10 protein-coding genes are annotated in these 17,079 nt (G+C 69.1%); 6 read left to right on the top strand and 4 right to left on the bottom strand.

Annotated elements, in window-relative coordinates:
* Window positions 1-62 precede the first annotated feature (62 nt).
* Entirely contained in the window at window positions 63-1,592 is a 1,530-nt protein-coding gene (locus tag OG975_RS13470; RefSeq protein WP_406329333.1) for a DUF1996 domain-containing protein, read from the top strand.
* Between the two features lie 107 nt (window positions 1,593-1,699).
* Here OG975_RS13470 and OG975_RS13475 read toward each other — a convergent pair whose 3' ends face one another.
* Window positions 1,700-2,164: a hypothetical protein gene (locus OG975_RS13475; RefSeq protein WP_381261976.1), complete on the bottom strand. Its 465-nt coding sequence runs from the start codon at window positions 2,162-2,164 to the stop codon at window positions 1,700-1,702.
* Between the two features lie 224 nt (window positions 2,165-2,388).
* Between OG975_RS13475 and OG975_RS13480 the strand changes: the two genes are divergently transcribed.
* Window positions 2,389-4,323 carry a hypothetical protein gene (locus tag OG975_RS13480; protein WP_406329334.1) on the top strand — a complete coding sequence of 645 codons (1,935 nt, stop codon included), beginning with the start codon at window positions 2,389-2,391 and terminating at the stop codon, window positions 4,321-4,323.
* A 55-nt stretch (window positions 4,324-4,378) separates the two neighbouring features.
* Here OG975_RS13480 and OG975_RS13485 read toward each other — a convergent pair whose 3' ends face one another.
* On the bottom strand, window positions 4,379-5,890 hold the full coding sequence (locus OG975_RS13485; RefSeq protein ID WP_406329335.1) for an FG-GAP-like repeat-containing protein: 1,512 nt from the start codon (window positions 5,888-5,890) through the stop codon (window positions 4,379-4,381).
* 211 nt (window positions 5,891-6,101) lie between these two features.
* Between OG975_RS13485 and OG975_RS13490 the strand changes: the two genes are divergently transcribed.
* The 3 genes from OG975_RS13490 to OG975_RS13500 are packed head-to-tail and all read left to right on the top strand — an operon-like array spanning window position 6,102 to window position 8,823.
* Window positions 6,102-7,016: a metal-dependent hydrolase gene (locus OG975_RS13490; protein ID WP_406329336.1), complete on the top strand. Its 915-nt coding sequence runs from the start codon at window positions 6,102-6,104 to the stop codon at window positions 7,014-7,016.
* Window positions 7,016-8,065: a PDR/VanB family oxidoreductase gene (locus OG975_RS13495; protein ID WP_406329337.1), complete on the top strand. Its 1,050-nt coding sequence runs from the start codon at window positions 7,016-7,018 to the stop codon at window positions 8,063-8,065. The genes OG975_RS13490 and OG975_RS13495 overlap by 1 nt, the downstream gene beginning before the upstream one ends.
* Window positions 8,066-8,121: 56 nt before the next feature.
* Window positions 8,122-8,823 carry a TetR/AcrR family transcriptional regulator gene (locus OG975_RS13500; RefSeq protein ID WP_406329338.1) on the top strand — a complete coding sequence of 234 codons (702 nt, stop codon included), beginning with the start codon at window positions 8,122-8,124 and terminating at the stop codon, window positions 8,821-8,823.
* 27 nt (window positions 8,824-8,850) lie between these two features.
* Here OG975_RS13500 and OG975_RS13505 read toward each other — a convergent pair whose 3' ends face one another.
* Together OG975_RS13505 and pulA are read right to left on the bottom strand one after the other, a co-directional pair.
* Window positions 8,851-9,207: a 5-carboxymethyl-2-hydroxymuconate Delta-isomerase gene (locus tag OG975_RS13505; protein ID WP_406329339.1), complete on the bottom strand. Its 357-nt coding sequence runs from the start codon at window positions 9,205-9,207 to the stop codon at window positions 8,851-8,853.
* A 115-nt stretch (window positions 9,208-9,322) separates the two neighbouring features.
* Window positions 9,323-14,752 (bottom strand): pullulanase-type alpha-1,6-glucosidase, encoded by a 5,430-nt coding sequence (pulA, locus tag OG975_RS13510; protein ID WP_406329340.1) that lies wholly within the window; start codon window positions 14,750-14,752, stop codon window positions 9,323-9,325.
* A 234-nt stretch (window positions 14,753-14,986) separates the two neighbouring features.
* Between pulA and OG975_RS13515 the strand changes: the two genes are divergently transcribed.
* Window positions 14,987-17,068 (top strand): carbohydrate-binding module family 20 domain-containing protein, encoded by a 2,082-nt coding sequence (locus OG975_RS13515; protein WP_406329341.1) that lies wholly within the window; start codon window positions 14,987-14,989, stop codon window positions 17,066-17,068.
* Window positions 17,069-17,079 lie beyond the last annotated feature (11 nt).

Below are 17,079 nucleotides of genomic sequence, written 5' to 3' on the forward strand. Positions count from 1 at the left end.
ACGGAGCCGCTTCACTCCTGTCGGGCGCCTCGCTGCCCCCGCAAGGAAGTCAGAGGAGTTCCATGGGACGCAACATACGAAAACGCCGTTCGCCGCTGGCCGTTCGCGCCGTGGCCGCGTCGGCAGCTCTCGCGATCGGCGGGGGTGGACTGATCTGGGCGAATTTCTACGCCTCGGCACACGAGGGGAACTCGACGCAGAACCAGACGAAGGCCGCCACCACCCAAGTCGCGACGATCAAATGCCCGGATGTGGGGCAACAGCTGTCCAATGTGCCGAACCAAGCACGTGGCGAGGTCGACGGTGAACTGGCCACGCTCGACCAGCAGATCACCGACGCCTACCAGCGGCTCGCCACCACTCGGGACGCACAGACCAGGGACGCGAGTTTCGTCCAGAACTCCATCCTCGGGCCGCTGAAGGACAGGCGAGCGGCGATCATCGACCGGATCCAGTTGGAGATCAACCGCGTCGGCGGCAGTGCTCCGAACTCGCTCGACGGTCTCGCCACCTGTACTGGACAGGCCGCCGACCAGACCCAGACCAACACCGGCGGCCAGAACAACAATGGCGGTGCTACGGCCAGCCCGTCCGCGAGCGCGAGCGCCACCGCCGGCAATGGCGGTCAGCAGGGCGGAAATGGCGGCCAGCAGGCCGGCAATGGCGGTCAGGCCGGGAACGGTCCCGTCGCCGCCGACTTCGTGGACATCACGAAGGTCCAGCCGAATGTGGCCCAGAAGGCACGGACTCAGGCCGGCGGCTCGGCCGGCACGTTCTCGAGTTCCTGCGGTGTGAACGCCAACAAGAAGTTCAACACCGACAACGTGATCGTGGCGCCCGGTGTCACCAACGGCGCGCACCACCTGCACGACTACGTGGGCAACCAGTCGAACGACGCCTTTGCCAACAACGACACGTTCGCGGCGGCCCAGACCAGCTGCGCGAACCAGGGCGACAAGTCGTCGTACTACTGGCCGGTCGTGCGTATCCAGAACGGTACGCAGGACTTCGACCAGAACAACGACGGCGGTGGCAAGGAAGGCAACGTCGGCGCGATCAAGACGGTCAAGCAGGCGCAGATCAAGTTCGTCGGTAACCCGAAGAGCAAGGTCGTCGCGATGCCGAAGTTCCTGCGGATCATCACCGGTGACGCGAAGACCACGACCAACGGCCTCGCGAACGCGAACGCCCACTGGAGCTGCACCGGCTTCGAGAACAAGGTGCAGCTGACGACGCAGTACCCGATCTGCCCCCAGGGCAGCAGCGTGGTGCGCACGTTCAAGTTCCAGAGCTGCTGGGACGGCGTGAACATCGACAGCGCGAACCACCGTACGCACGTGGCCTTCGCCGACGCCCAGGGCAACTGCGCCAATGGCTTCAAGGCGATTCCGCAGCTGACGATGCGCCTGGTCTACAACTTTGCGGCGCCGACCATCCAGAATGGGCAGGTCAAGAACGCCTACGCGGTGGACGGATTCCCGGAACAGCTGCACAAGCCCGCAACCGACCACGACGACTTCATCAACGTCTTCGACGTGAACACGATGAACAAGGTGGTCAGCTGCATCAACAACGGCCAGCGCTGCAGGTAGTACTGACCCACTGAGAAAGCCGGTGGTGGGATTTCCCACCACCGGCTTTCTTCGCTCCTGAAAGACCCCCTGGAAGGCCCCCTGAAAGACCCCCAAGTCCTGCGCGGTCAGCCGCTGTGGTGACCGGAGTGCGCGGTCTCGGTTCCCCCACCACCACTACTTCCCGAGTGGTGCGAGGCCCCCTCCTCAACGGTCCCGCCGAGCTGGCCGCGCAGCGTCGTGACCATCTTCTGGTCTCCCACCGCGACCCACTTGGCGCCGACGAGGTACGAACCGCCGTAGTCCTTGGCGCCGTTGAGCCACTCGCGCTGGCCGCGGTCGGTGGCGAAGGTCGCCAGGATGAACTTGCCGTCACTGATCTTGCAGACGCCCTGGCGAATCTCGTCGGCGTCCGTCTGGATGTCCGGCGTGCACTTCACCTCGGCCGCCAGGTCCTCCAGGCTGCCGGTCGCCGTGGCGGGGACCGTGTCCTCGGTCGTGGCCGCCTTGTCGCCCGATCCGCCGCCGCAGCCGGTGAGCATCAGCAGGGCCACGGCCGCCCCGGCCAGAAGCTTCTCGCGTGTCAACCTCATACGTTCCTCCGGTACCTGTCGGCGCTCACGCCGATGAGAGCCCCGGCGAGGGCTCTGCCTTCCATACGGCTCCCGGGCGCCCCGCGCTCAATCGGCGCCCTCACGACCCATCTGCCGCGGTACCGGCGGTCCATGGCGAACTGCGCGCGCCGGCTCGTGGAGCCCGCCGGCCGGCGCCGCCGCGGGGCCGGTGACCATCCACCGATTCGCTCGTTTTGCTGAACGTGCAGTCACAGGATGTCGCCCCGCGCCCCGCACCCGCCTCCTCCGGACCGGTCGTCGATGTCGAGCAGGCGGAGGCCGCGCTCGTCGAGCACTATCCGCGACTCGTCCGGCTCGCCTATCTGGTGCTGCCGCCGAGCCTCGGCCGCAACCGACGGGTGCTGACCGCGCACGCGCTCACCCAGCGCGCACTTCCCCGGGGCCGTACGTCGGGTGACGCGTCGGTCATCCCGGCCCAGCAGACCGGCGGCGGCCGCGACGGCGACCCGGGCTACGCCTTCGTACGCCTCCAAGTGGTGCGTACGGCCCTGGAGGCGGGCCTGCCGCTGCGACGCAAGGCGTGGCCCAAGCGGTCCCAGCTGCCGCCGCTGCTGCCCCAGGTGTGGGGGCTCAGGCTCTTCCCGCGTTCGGGCGGTGCCGACGAACTCGCCCTGGACCAGCGACTGTCGGCGCTCTCCGGTGCCGCCCGTGCCGCGTATGTGCTGCGCGGTCTGGAGAAGCTCTCCGACACGAACGTACGGAAGGTGCTGACGGCGGCGGGGGTCGAGGACCCGGGCGCGGCGCTCGCGGAGGCCGGTGGCGTCGAGGCCCAGGACGCCCTGCTCGACTCCCCCGAGTTCGACCCGTGTTCGCTGCACGCCCGGCCCACCGACCTGATGCGGCGCAGGCAGCACATGAAGGCCGCGCTCGCCGCCACCGCGGCCGTGGCCGTGTGCGGTGCGCTGCTCGGTCTGCCCGGCGACGGATGGGGCCCCGACGGCGCCGCGGCACCCTCGTACGCGCAGAACCCGGCGGCCGAAGCCGCCCTGGATCCCGGCAAGTTGACCAGGGTGGCGGCCACCGCCTGGGAGTCGTCCGCACGCACCGACTTCTCCGTGTGGCCCGCGCGCGGCAGCCTCGTCCACGACACCGCACTGCTACGGCGCGCGCTCGCCGTATGGGCGCGGCCCGGCGAGTCCGTGCAGGTCTCGGCGACGCCCGGCACCCCGTCGGGCGCTCCGGCCGGACCGCCGCAGCTGCTGTACGCGGGCGAGATCGACCAGGCGCGCGTGGTGCTCCTCTACGACGGTCTGCGCATCGCCCGGTACGCGGAGGCGAAGGACGGCACGAACGGGGCGGCCCTCGACTTCGCACGCGTCGACGGGGCGGGCGGCGCCGAGGCGGAGGCGGTGGTCGTGGGCCGGGCCGACAGCAACGTGCGGTATCTGACGGCCCCCTGGGTGACCAAGGCCGTCGAGCGGGACCTGATGAAGCCGTCCTCCGGCGCGATGGACCTCACCCTCTCGGCCGACGGCGTCACCTCGCCGCTGGCCAGCCCGGCCACGCAGGCCGGCAGCTGCACGTCGTGGAACGTGCTCCAGCTGAAGGACGACTCGGGCACCCGCCTGATGACCGACCTCGGCGAGCTGACCCCGGCGCACCTCACCGCGGGCCGCCCCTCGGCTCCCCACGAGGCGTCGGGCGCGGAGGCCCTGCGGACCTGGTCGCCGTTCGCCTGCTCCCTCGCCGCCGTGCGCTCCCAGGGTGTGCGGTCGGTGAACGCCTGGCAGTTCGCCCGGCAGCCGCTCCCCGACGCGAGCGGCAGCGCGGCCTGGGTGTGCACCCGCGCCGACACCTGGCGGGGCGGCGGCACGCGCGTGCTCGCCCAGTTCCGCACCCCGGGCGGCACGTACGGGGCGGTCGCGGCGAAGGCCGAGAACTCCCCGGCGTGCGGCTCCCGCGACCCGCATGTGCTGGCCGGAGTGCTGTGGAAGTCGGCGGCGGGGTCCTGGTACCTGCTGGCGGCGGGCAGCCAGGACACCGAGTCGATCCGGGCGACGGGCGGAGTGCGCGGCGCCTCGCAGGGCAACCTGCTGACCGTACGGGCCGAGCAGGGCGCACAGGCGGGCCTGAAGGGGACGCTGAGCGACGGCAGGCAGATCAGCGGGCTGCGCTAGGCCCTGTCGTCGTGCGTCGCGGCCTTCGGCCCGGCTGTTCGTCAGCGGCTGTTCCTCAGCGGTTGAAGGACGCGCCCACCTCGAACGTGCTGGTGTCCGCGAAGCCGAGGCTGGTCGGCGGGAAGGCCTTGGAGCCCGTGGCCGTGGTGCCCGTGGCGCTGCCGGGGAGCACCCACAGACCGCCGGTGTAGCCGTCCGCGCCTCCGGGGTGGACGGTGAACACGCCGATCAGCGCGTCGGCGCGGCCGTCGCCGTTGACGTCGGTGGCCTTGGCGCCCATGCCGAAGCCGCCGTACCGGATGGCGTCGCCCGGCACCCCCGGCGTGTTCTGGGTGAACGCGGTGGCGCCGCTTCCGGTCAGGCCGCCGGGGCCGCCGCGCAGGACGGTCACCTTGCCGGGGTCGGCCAGGTTGCTGTGGTTCTCGTCGGGGCTGGTCGCGATCACGTCCGGGTAGCCGTCCGCGTCGACGTCCCCGACGGTGACCTGCTTGCCGAAGTGGTCGGATCCGACGTCGGAGTTGGTGTCGGGCACGCCGGGTGTGTCCTGGCTGAAGTGGACCGGCTTGCGGTTCGGGTCCTGGCCGTTGGTCCCGCCGTAGACGACCAGGAACTCGCCCTTGTGGTTCAGGGCGAAGGGCTGCGGGACCACCACGTCGTCGTGGCCGTCGCGGTCCAGGTCGCCGATGGCCAGGCGCTCGCTCTGCCGGTGGTTGAGCGGGTTGCCGGCGGAGTCCTTGAGATACCCGGCGTCCGTGAAGCCGGCGGCGCCGCCGCGCAGCACGTGGATCTTGTTCGTCGGGTCCAGCGTCCCGGTGTCCCACGACAACAGCAGGTCGGTGACGCCGTCGCCGGTCACATCGCCGGTCGCCAGCATGGTGTCGGCGTAGGAGGGCTCGCCGGTGTCCACGCCCAGCGGCTTGCGGGACGCGGGCGTGCCGGTGCGGTCGATCGGGCCGAGGAGCACCGATCCGGCCTCGCCGCCGCGGCCGTTGCCGACGGCCAGGTCGCGCTTGCCGTCGCCGTTGAAGTCGCCGGACGCGAGGTCGTTGCCGGCCAGCAGGCCCTGGACCGCGGGGGTGCCGAGCTTGACGGTCGTGGCGCCGTGGAAGGTCAGGCCGTTCGGGCCGCCCCAGATCAGCTTGACCTGGCCGGCGTCCTTCCAGGAGGTGCCGCCGGCGGTGTAGTCCTCGCCGGGGGCCGAGACCGCCAGGTCGGCGTAGCCGTCGCCGTCGAAGTCGCCGGTCGTGGTGGCCGTGCCGAACCAGTCGGTGGACTCGGCGGTGCCGGGCACCCCGGCGGTGCTCTCGGTGATCAGCTTGCGGTGCGTGCCGCTGAGGCCGCTCGCCGAGCCGTAGAGCACCGTCACGGCGCCGCTCTTGTTGAGTGTGGAGGTGGAGTACAGGCGCAGGTCGAGGACCACGTCGCCGTAGCCGTCGCCGTTGAAGTCGTCCACGAGCCGCTTGGCCGGGGCCGCCGTGGCGGCGTGGCCGGCGGTCGCCGCGAGGCCGCCTACGGCCAGGGCGGCCGTCGCGGCGCAGGCGAGGACACGTCTGAGGGGCAGGTGCACGGCAGAGTCTCCTGTTGCAGTTCGTGCGGGTCGGCGCGTAAGTGACCCGTGCGCCAAGGCCTTGGTTGTACGGAATCCATGAGTCCGTCTCGGCGCGAGACCCATGAGCCCGACTCCGTACGAGACCCATGAATCCGTCTCCGTACGAGATCCATGAGCCCGTTCCTGCACGAGGGTTCCCCACGGACTTACCCGTCAGTACATTGACGGCATGTCTAACAAGCAGGCCCGGCTGCCCCGGCCCGTCGAAACCGAGCGGATACCGCTCAAGGCGCGGAAGGTGTCGTTCTCCTGGGAGGACACACCGCTGCACTGGGTGCCGGGCGATCCGTTCGCCACGCACACCATCAATGTGCTGCATCTGCTGCTGCCGGCCGGTGAGCGCTGGTTCGTGCATGTGTACAAGCAGGTGCTGCCCCACATCCGGGACGACCGGCTGCGCGAGGACGTCATCGGGTTCATCGGGCAGGAGGCGATGCACTCGCAGGCGCACGACGAGGTGCTGCCGCATCTCAAGGAACTGGGGCTCGACCCGACGCCGTACACCGCCCAGGTCGACTGGCTCTTCGAGAAGCTGCTCGGCGACCGCACGCTGCCGCCGGGCAAGGCCCGCAAGTGGTGGCTGATGGAGCGGGTCGCGATCATCGCGGCGATCGAGCACTACACCGCCTTCCTCGGCAACTGGGTGCTGAACGCAAAGGAGTTGGACCGGCGTGGCGCCGATCCGACCATGCTGGACCTGCTGCGCTGGCACGGCGCGGAGGAGGTCGAGCACCGGTCCGTGGCGTTCGAGCTGTTCATGCATGTCGACGGGAGCTACCGGCGGCGCGCACGGACCTGGGCGACCGCGTTCACGGCGCTCGTCTTCCTGTGGCAGCGCGGGGCGCGGTTCTTCATGGAGAACGATCCGACCCTCGCGGCGGGCAGGGCGAGCTTCAAGGACTTCTATGTGAGCGGGAAGCGGGGCGTGCTGCCGTCGACGCCGGACATGCTCAAGTCCATCCCCCGCTATCTCAGCCGCGGCTATCACCCCTCCCAGGAGGGCTCCACCGAGCAGGCCGTCGCCTATCTCGCCTCCTCCCCGGCCGCGACGGCGGCTTCCGCCGCGGAGAAGGGGGCCGTGTGATGCCCCGGCTGCGGACCGTCGTCGCCGTCGCCGGTGCGGCCCTGCTCGTCAAGCGTGCGATGCGCCGCCGCATCGAGGCCTCTCCGCTGTGGCCGCTGCCCGCCCTGGAGGAGCCGATCTCCGGCCGGCCGCGCTCCCGGGCGCTGCGGCTGCGGGTCGCCCGGCATGAGCGGGTCGCCGACGGCGTCGTACAACTGCGCCTGGAGGGAGGCGAGTTGCCACGCTGGGAGCCCGGCGCCCACCTCGATCTCGTGCTGCCGTCGGGGCTCGTTCGGCAGTACTCGCTCTGCGGGGACCCGGAGGACACCTCGTCGTACACCGTCGCGACACGGCTGGTCGAGGACGGGCGGGGCGGGTCGCGCGAGGTGCACGAGCGGCTCCGGGAGGGCATGGAGGTCGAGGTGCGCGGGCCGCGCAACCGGTTCGCCCTCGCACCGGCACCCGCGTACGTCTTCGTCGTGGGCGGCATCGGGATCACCCCGGTCCTGCCGATGCTGCGGGCGGTCCAGGACCGCGCCGACTGGCGGCTGCTGTACGGCGGACGGACGCGCGCGTCGATGCCGTTCCTGGAGGAGATCGAGAAGCTGCGGGGCGGCCAGGTCACCGTCGTCGCCGAGGACGAGGACGGGCGGCCGGACCTCGACGCACTGCTGGCGGACCTTCCCGAGGGCACGGCGGTCTACTGCTGCGGTCCGGAGGGGCTGATGGAAGCGGTCGAGGCCCGCGTGCCGGACGGGGCGACGCTCCATCTGGAGCGGTTCGCCGCGCACACGTCGAGCGAGGGCAACGGCTCCTTCGAGGTCGAACTGCGCCGCAGCGGACGTACGGTGACCGTCGCCGCCGACTCCACCGTCCTCGCCGCCGTGCGCGCGGAACTGCCCGACACCCTGTACTCCTGCGAGCAGGGGTTCTGCGGAACCTGCCAACAGCGGGTCCTGGAAGGGGAGATCGAGCACCGGGACGAACTGCTGACGGATACGGAGCGTGGTGACTCGATGCTGATCTGTGTATCGCGGACGCGCGGTGGGAGAATCGTGTTGGACATGTGAACGACCGCGGGCGGACCGGCCCGTTCCGGGCCGGATCCGATCGGTAAGGTGTTCGCATGACAACCGGGGTACGCCGCAGGATGGGTGTCGAGGAGCGACGACAGCAGTTGATCGGCGTCGCCCTCGAACTGTTCAGCCGACGCTCGCCCGACGAGGTCTCCATCGACGAGATAGCCGCGGCCGCGGGCATCTCGCGGCCGTTGGTCTATCACTACTTCCCCGGCAAACTCAGCCTGTACGAGGCGGCGTTGCAGCGCGCGTCGGACGATCTCGCGGGGCGGTTCGTCGTGCCCGAGGAGGGCTCGCTGGGGTCACGGCTGCTACAGGTCATGCGCCGGTTCTTCGACTTCGTGGACGACCACGGTCCCGGTTTCTCGGCGTTGATGCGCGGCGGCCCCGCGGTCGGCTCGTCCAAGACGAACGCGCTCGTCGACGCGGTACGGCACTCCGCGTACATCCAGATGCTGTCGCATATGAAGATCGAGAATCCGCCTGCCCGGCTGGAGCTGGTGATCCGCTCGTGGATCTCGCTCGTCGAGTCGACGGCGCTGATCTGGCTGGAGGGCCGGCGGATTCCGCGTGGCGAGCTGGAGGCGCAGCTCGTGCACGACTTCGCGGCGCTGGCCGCCGTCAGTGCCGCGCACGACGAGGAGGTGAGCGAGCTGCTGCGCGGGGCGCTCCAGGGCGAGCCGGGCGACGGGCCGTTCAGCGACCTCGTCGTCCGGCTGATCGCACTGGCGACACCGCCGGAGGCATAGCACCTCGCAGCCGCTGCCGCCCGGCGGCTACGCCTCGGACTTGCGGTAGGACGGGTCGAGGTCGCGCACCTCGGCGGAGGCGTGCAGAGTGATCCCGTCAGCGGCCTCGATGTACTTGGGCAGCAGCTCCAGTACGGCTTCGGTGAGCTGCGCCTTGGTCTCGTCGGACCGCCCGGCGAGCAGCGCGAGCGTGACATGCACGATCGCGTGGCCCTCCCCGTCGGCCCCCACCACGTTGTCCTCGGTCGCGCGGAACCGCGTCTTGCACGCGTCGATCTTCGCGGCCGCCGTCTCGACCACCACTGGGTGCAACGCGAGCGCGAAGCCCCGCCGGTCGAAGGCGTCGTCGAGCGAGTCGGAATAGTCGACGGTGATCTGCGGCATGGGGACTCCTGTTCTAGGCAACTCCCGATCACCCTAGCCGCCCCCGAAGCTGTCACCCCCGCAGGCAGCGGGGGCGGACCAGGGTCACCCGGTCCGCCCCCGCCCCACCCATGCGCTAGCGCGCGGTCCGGGAGAACACCGCCACCGTGCGGGCCGGAACGGCGAACGTGCCCGAGCCCGCCTCGTAGGACGAGGTCTTGACGACGGAGTCCGCGCCCGACGCCTGCACCGGATGCAGCGCGTACGCCGTCCCGGCCAGGGCGCCGACCGTCTGCTCCTGCTTGTCGGGCGTCGCGTTGAAGACGACGACGAGATCGCCGAGCTCCATCGTGATCACCCCGGGCGTCTCGTCCTTCCCGGACAGCGGGAAGGAGAGCTTCGACTGCACCTGGTCGGCCGTCGAGAGCGAGAAGACGTTCTCGGTCGTACGGATCCTCTGCAGGTCCTGGTACGCGGCCGAGGTGCCCTCGATCTGGCCGCAGCCCACCTTGACGGACGTCAACAGCGGTGTGGCGTAGGGCCACTTGGAGGCGTTGTCGGCCGCCATCGGCAGTCCGCGCCCGAAGCCGTTGCCGTCCTGGCAGTTCCAGTGGATGGCGTTGAACCAGTCGCCGCTGTCGTACGAGTTGCGGTCGAGGGACTTGGAGCGCAACAGGTCCGAGCCGGCCTGGGAGAGGGACGGGCCCTGCGAGAGGGTCGCCGTCGCCATGGCCAGGACCTGCATACGGGCCCGGTCGCCCGCGCTGGTCGCCGCGGGCAGCTTGTAGGTGAGCGCGTCGTACAGCGACTCGTTGTCGTGCGCGTCGGCGTACGCGAGGGCGTCACCCGGCGCGTCCGCGTATCCGGCGCTCTGGCCGTTGTAGTCGACCTCGGAGCCCTTGACCTCCTTGCCGTCACTGTCCGTGAAGTGGTACTTCGCGAGGTTGCCGGTCAGGCCGACCTTGATGAGGTCCTGGTAGTGCAGCAGACGGGCCTTCTGCTCGGCCGAAGTGCCGTTCGCCGTAGAAGAGTTGGGGTCGGTGTAGAGGCCGGACGCGAAGCCCTGGATTCCGGGGTCGGAGTCGAAGGGGCTGCCGCCGCGTACGGCGTCACGGGCACGGTCGGAGAAGGTCGCGATGCCCGTCCCCGCCATGTTCTTCTGGGTGGCCTGCACAAACCGGGCGTCGTCGGCGACCTCACCGAAGTTCCAGCCCTCGCCGTACAGGATGATCTTCTTGCCGTCGACGCCGTCCTTCTCCAGGGTGAGCGCGTCGAGGGCCTTGCGTACGGCCAGGATGTTGGCCTTGGGGTGGTGGCCCATGAGGTCGAAGCGGAAACCGTCGACCTTGTACTCCTTGGCCCAGGTGACGATCGAGTCCACCACCAGCTTGCCCATCATGGCGTTCTCGGTCGCCGTGTTCGCACAGCAGGTGGAGGTGGCCACCGAGCCGTCGGCGAGAAGCCGCTGGTAGTAGCCGGGGACGACCTTGTCCAGCACGCTCGTGTCGGCCTGCCCGCTGGCGGCGGTGTGGTTGTAGACCACGTCCATGACGACCCTGAGGCCGTCCTCGTTCAGCGACTTGACCATCTTGCGGAACTCGACCGTGCGCCCGGTACCGTCCGGGTCGGTCGCGTACGAGCCTTCCGGCACCGTGTAGTGGTACGGGTCGTAGCCCCAGTTGTACGCGTCCTTCGCGGCGATCTTCGCCACGCACTCCTGCTGCTTCTCGGAGTCGGCCGCGTACGAGGCGAGGTCGCAGTCGGTGGTCGCCTGGTCGGTCTTCTTCTCGGGGATCGTCGCGATGTCGAACGCGGGCAGCAGATGCACATACGAGGTACCGGACTTGGCCAGCGCCTTCAGGTGCTTCGAGCCGTCGCTGTCCTTGTCGGTGAAGGCGAGGTACGTACCCCGGTCGGCCGCCTTGGCCGTCTTGTCCTCCACCGAGAAGTCCCGGATGTGCAGCTCCTGGATCTGGGCGTCCTTCAGCGCCACGGCCTTCGGCTTCTTCAGGGACGACCAGCCGCTCGGGGAGAGGGACTTGGCGTCCAGGTCGACGATCAGACTGCGCTCCGAGTCGGCGGTCAGGGCCACCGAGTACGGGTCGGTGACCTTGTTGGTGACGACCTTCTGTACGGTCGGCGCCCACACCTTCACCACGTACCGGTACGGCTTGCCCGTCCAGGACTTGTCGCCGGTGACGGACCAGACGCCGGTGGTGCCGTTCCGTCTCATGGCGACCGTGGAGCCGTCCAGGTCCAGGGAGACGCTCTGCGCGGTCGGCGCCCACACGGCAAGCGTGGGACGGCCGTTGCGGAAGGTCGGCCCCAGGTCCGCCTTCGTCGCGTCGTACAGATCGTCGAGTACGCCGGCGATCTGGACGCCCGTCGCCGCCAGCACCGCACCGTTGGCGGCCCGTTGCGAGGCGACGGTCTGACCGTTCAGAGCCTCCTTCACCCGGTCCCGGTCACGCGGGTCGACGGACCAGGCCGTGTAGTCCAACAGGTGCGGGAACTTGGCCTTCTGGGCGTCGGTGAGGGCGGTCTTGGTGAGCCGGAGCCAGCGCTCGTCGTCGCTGGTCAGCGTCCCGTCCTTCACCGCGATCGAGCCGTCGCGCGAGTACAGCAGCTGGGTGGAGACCGCCGCGTCGGAGCCGTTCCAGGCGACCGTGTCCTTGTCGATCCAGACCGCCTTGGAGGTGGTCAGGTCGAGCGCGGCCGCGCTGCCGGCGGGCTGCGGGAGCAGGTACTTCTCCTGGCCGTTCACCAGCCACACCTCGTAGCCGTTGGCCGTGAGGTCCAGCGACTGGTCGGTGGAGAGGTCCTTGTCGTCGCCCTTGTGCATGATGTAACTGAGGCTGGTGGCACCCTCGGTGAGCGGCACCTCGAAGACAGCGCCATAGGCGTCAGTCTTCACCGGCTCCAGGGGCTTCGACCAGTCCGTGGGCGTCGCGGCGCCCGTCCAGACGTGCAGCCCCCAGCCGGTGTAGTCGCCGTCGGCACGGTGGTAGTGGATGACCGCCTTCGTCTTGTCCTGCGCCGGGTAGTCGGCCGTCGGCTTCTCGGTGAGGACGGCTTCCTTGCCCTGCTCGACCCAGACCTCGCCCGTCTTGGTGACGTCGATCGTGCGGTCGGCGGAGACGTCCTTGTTGCCGTCCTTGTCGATGACGAGGAAGCCCACACTGGAGGCGCCCGCCTTCAACTTCACGTAGGCGAAGGCCCCGTAGGCATCGCGGCCGATGAAGTCGTGGCCCGCGGGCCAGGTCGTCGACTCACCGTCGGCGAGGTCGCCCCAGGCGTACAGCCGCCAGTCGGTGTAGTCGCCGTCGGTGCGCTTGTAGTGCACGATCGCGTAGTCGCGCGAGGAGGCCGTCGGGATCTCCGCGACGGGCGGGGTACCGGTGACCGAGGTGGCCGTCGCGCTCGCCGTGCGCCCGGCCGAGTCGATCACAACAGCCTTGTAGCGCAAGGCGGTTCCGGCGGGTACGTCCGCACCGATCGCCTGGGTGACCTTGTACGGGGCGTGGTCGGCGGAGCCGAGCGTCTGCCACTTGCCGTTGCCGACCTGGGCGGCGAAGACGATGCGGTTGAGCTGACCGCCGTCGACGTCGGCGCTCAGTTCCACGGTGCCGGTGGCGCCCTCGGCCGGAGCCTTGAGGGTCAGCGACGGCTTCGCGGCGGGGGCGCCGAGCCTGCCCGCGGCCTTGAGGACGATCGACGAACCGGCCGGGACGGTGACCGTGACCTTCTTGTCGGCGTCACTCTTGACGGTGGACGAGGTCCCGTAGATGCCCCGGAACGTCATGTCCGCCGAACCGGTCGCGAACGTCGCCGTCTTCGCCTCGTCGGCGTTGTTCACCGCGACGACGTACTCGACTCCGGTCTTCGCGTCGGTACGGGAGAAGGCGTACACGCCCGCGCCGTCCGCCGCGTACCGCTCCGTCTGGACGCCGTCCGCGAGGGCCGGGTTGTCCTTGCGGAGCTTGGAGAGAGCACTGATCTGCTCGTAGAGCGGTGCACTCGTGTCGTAGGCGTCGCTCGCGTGCGTGCGGTCGGTGCCGATCTCGTCGTCGTCGAGGTAGTCGGCGACCTTCGAGGCGAACATCGTCTGGCGGGCGTCCTTGTCACCGCCCGAACCGGTGAAGCCCTGCTCGTCGCCGTAGTAGACGACGGGATTGCCACGGCTGAGGAACATCAGCTCGTTGGCGAGCTGGTCCTTCTTCAGCAGCTGGGCGTCGGTCGCCTTCGGGTTGTCCTGGTTCAGGAAGTACCCGATACGGCCCATGTCATGGTTGCCGAGGAAGGTGACCTGCTCGTACGCGTTGGCCTTGTCCGTCGTGTACTTGTAGTCGTCGGCGAAGACCGAGGCGAGCTTCTGCGCGCTGCCGCCCTGGGAGGCGTACGAGCGGGCCGCGTCCTGGAAGGGGAAGTCCAGCGTGGCGTCGAGACGGCCCTGGGTGACGTACGGCGAAGTGATCGACGTGTCGGCGGAGTAGACCTCGCCGAACATGAAGAAGTTCTTCCGGCCGTGCTGAGCGGCGTACGCGTCCAGGGCGGTGGCCCACTGCGTCCAGAACTCCATGTTCACGTGCTTCACGGTGTCGATCCGGAAGCCGTCGATGTCGAAGTCCCTGACCCACTTCTCGTAGATCTTCTCCATGCCGGAGACGACCTCGGGACGCTCGGTCCACAGGTCGTCGAGCCCGGAGAAGTCGCCGTAGGTGGTGGACTCGCCTGCGTAGGTGGAGTCGCCGTGGTTGTGGTACATCGTCGTGTCGTTGAGCCACGACGGGACCTTGGCGTTCTTCTTCGCGGCCGTCACGGTCGGCGTACGCGGGAAGGAGTCGGCGTCCACGGACGGGAACGCGGTGGTGCCGGCCGCGTAGTCCGCGTCGTCGAAGGGCACGCCGTCCTTGGTCAGATACGGGAAGGCACCCTTGGAGAGGTAGTCGTAGGACTTCTCCTCGTAGTCGACGACATCGGCCGTGTGGTTGGTGATGACGTCGAAGAAGACCTTCATGCCCTTGGCGTGGGCCTTGGAGATCAGCGTCTGAAGGTCCTTGTTGGTGCCGAAGTGCGGGTCGACCTGGGTGAAGTCGGTGATCCAGTAACCGTGGTAGCCGGCCGAGGCGTCCTTGCCGGTGCCCTGCACGGGCTGGTTCTTGAAGATCGGCGCCATCCAGATGGAGGTGGTGCCGAGGCCCTTGATGTAGTCGAGCTTCTTGGTCAGGCCCTTGAGGTCGCCGCCCTGATAGAAGCCCTTGTCGGTGGGGTCGTAGCCGGTCGACAGGCGTGAGCCGGTGAGGCCGCCCTCGTCGTTGGACGTGTCGCCGTTGGCGAAACGGTCCGGCATCACGAAGTAGAACTGCTCGCGGGTGTCGTCGTGCCGGGACGGCTCGGCGGCGAGTTTCGCGTCGGACGGGGGCGCGGGCGGGGTGTCGGCCCGCGCCGCGACCGGCTGAAGGAACGCTGCCGCGAGGGCGGCCACGGCGACGGCCGCGACCCGTCTGCGCTGCGCGGTACGGCGGGCGGTACGGCGCACCCAGGGCGCCGGCCATCTCGGTATCACAGGCCTGAACTCCTAGCGATTACGGCTCATTTGGTATCGCCCCACTGGCGTCGCCCCAGGCCGAGCACGGCCACGGTGCCGGGCGCCGGCGCGACCGTATCGCTAACGCAAGCTTTACAGCAAGAGGCTTGCAATTCACAGCAAGAACTTTCAACGCCGACCTTGACGTGCCTCTCTCAACTCCCCCAGTCTCACGAGTTGTTGAATCCCCAACCCCTCTCTTGGGAGCCGCACATGACCAGACGCCGACCCCCCGGTGTCCTCCGGCGCGCCGCGACCGCCACTGCCGCGGGCGCCCTCGCGCTCGCCGGAGCCATCGCTCTCCCCGCCACCCCCGCACAGGCCGACACGACCACCTCCGGTGACGTGATCGCCAACCTGTGGGAGTGGAACTGGGACTCCATCGCCTCCGAGTGCACCAACGTGCTCGGCCCGGCCGGCTACGGCGCGGTGCAGGTCGCCCCGCCCGCCGAGTCCCTCAAGCAGTCCAACTACTACTGGTGGGACGTCTACCAGCCGTACTCGTACAACCTGAACAGCCGTTTCGGGACGGCGGCCAAGTTCGCGAGCATGGTCAGCGCGTGCCACACGGCCGGCGTGAAGGTGTACACCGACGCGGTCATCAACCACACCGCCGCGCAGACCGGCACCGGCTACAACGGCACCACGATCACCAACAAGTACGACACCCCGGACTGGGACCCGGGCGACTACCACCAGTCGGACGACTGCTCCGACTCGGACCTGATCATCGACGACTACTCGAACCTCTCCGAGGTCCAGAACTGCGAACTGCTCGGCCTGCCGGACCTGGAGACCGAGGAGGACAACGTCCGCTCCGGGATCGCGGGCTTCCTCAACAAGCAGATCGCGCTCGGCGTCGACGGCTTCCGCGTGGACGCGGCCAAGCACATTCCCGAGACCGACATGGCGGCCATCGAGGCCAAGCTGAACGACACGACGTCCGGCGCCGACCCGTACGTCTTCCAGGAGATCTACCCGGGCTCCACCCCCGCGGCCTCCGACTACTACGCCTCCGGTGACGTCCTCGACTTCACCTACGCCAGCAAGATGAAGTCGGCGTTCCAGGGCAACGTCTCCGACCTGGAGTCCCTGTCCTCCTCCGGCATCCTGCCCGCCGCCAACTCGGTGTCCTTCGTGACCAACCACGACACCGAGCGCAACGGCCTGCACATGAGCTACAAGGACGGCGACAGCTACAAGCTCGCCAACCTCTTCCAGCTCGCCTACAAGTGGTCGACCCCGACCATCTACGCCGGCTGGGAGTTCAGCCAGAGCGACCAGGCCCCGCCGAACTCCAGCGGCTTCGTCACCGACACCGAGTGCACCAGCGGTGCCTGGTACTGCCTCGACCGCGACACCGGCGTCGTCGGCATGGTCGCCTGGCACAACGCCACCGGCAGCGCGGCCGTCTCCAACTGGTCCACCAAGTCCTCCAGCGTGATCGGCTTCGGCCGCAGCGGCGCGGGCTACTTCGCCGTCAACAACGGCTCCAGCGCGGCCACGTACACCTTCGCCACGGGCATGGCCGACGGCACGTACTCCAACGTGATCGACGGCGGCGCGAGCACGGTCACCGTCTCCGGCGGCAGCGCGAGCATCACCGTCCCGGCGAAGGGCGCGGTCGCCTTCTACAACGCGTCGTACACCTGCACGGTGGGCTGCGACGACACGGGCGGCGGCAGCAGCGGCGGCGACACCTCCACCGTGTCGGCGACCTTCAACGAGTACGCGTCCACCACGACCGGCACGAACGTCTACGTCGTCGGCTCGATCTCCGCGCTGGGCTCCTGGGACACGTCGAAGGCGATCGCGCTCTCGTCGTCCGGGTACCCGATCTGGTCGGGCGAGGTGAGCGTCCCGATCAACACGTCCTTCACCTACAAGTACATCAAGAAGGACTCGTCCGGAAACGTGACCTGGGAGTCGAACGCCAACAGATCGACGACCACCGCGAGTTCGGCGGTCTCGCTCAACAGCTCCTGGAACGTGGCCAACGCCGACGCCACCGACGTCACCTTCAACGAGTACGCGACCACCGACTGGGGCACCAACGTCTACGTCGTCGGCTCCGTCGCGTCGCTCGGCTCGTGGAACACGAGCGACGCGATCCCGCTGTCGTCGGCGTCGTACCCGACCTGGAGCAAGCTCGTCATCGTCCCCAAGAGCACGACCTTCGCGTACAAGTACATCAAGAAGGACAGCTCCGGGAACGTGACGTGGGAGTCCGGCACCAACCGCTCGTACACGACCGGCACATCGAGCGGCTACACGGCGAGCGACACCTGGAAGTGAGCTCGGTGAGC

This window comes from Streptomyces sp. NBC_00203 (genome assembly GCF_045206325.1).
In the GTDB taxonomy this organism is placed as follows: Bacteria; Actinomycetota; Actinomycetes; order Streptomycetales; family Streptomycetaceae; genus Streptomyces; species Streptomyces lutosisoli.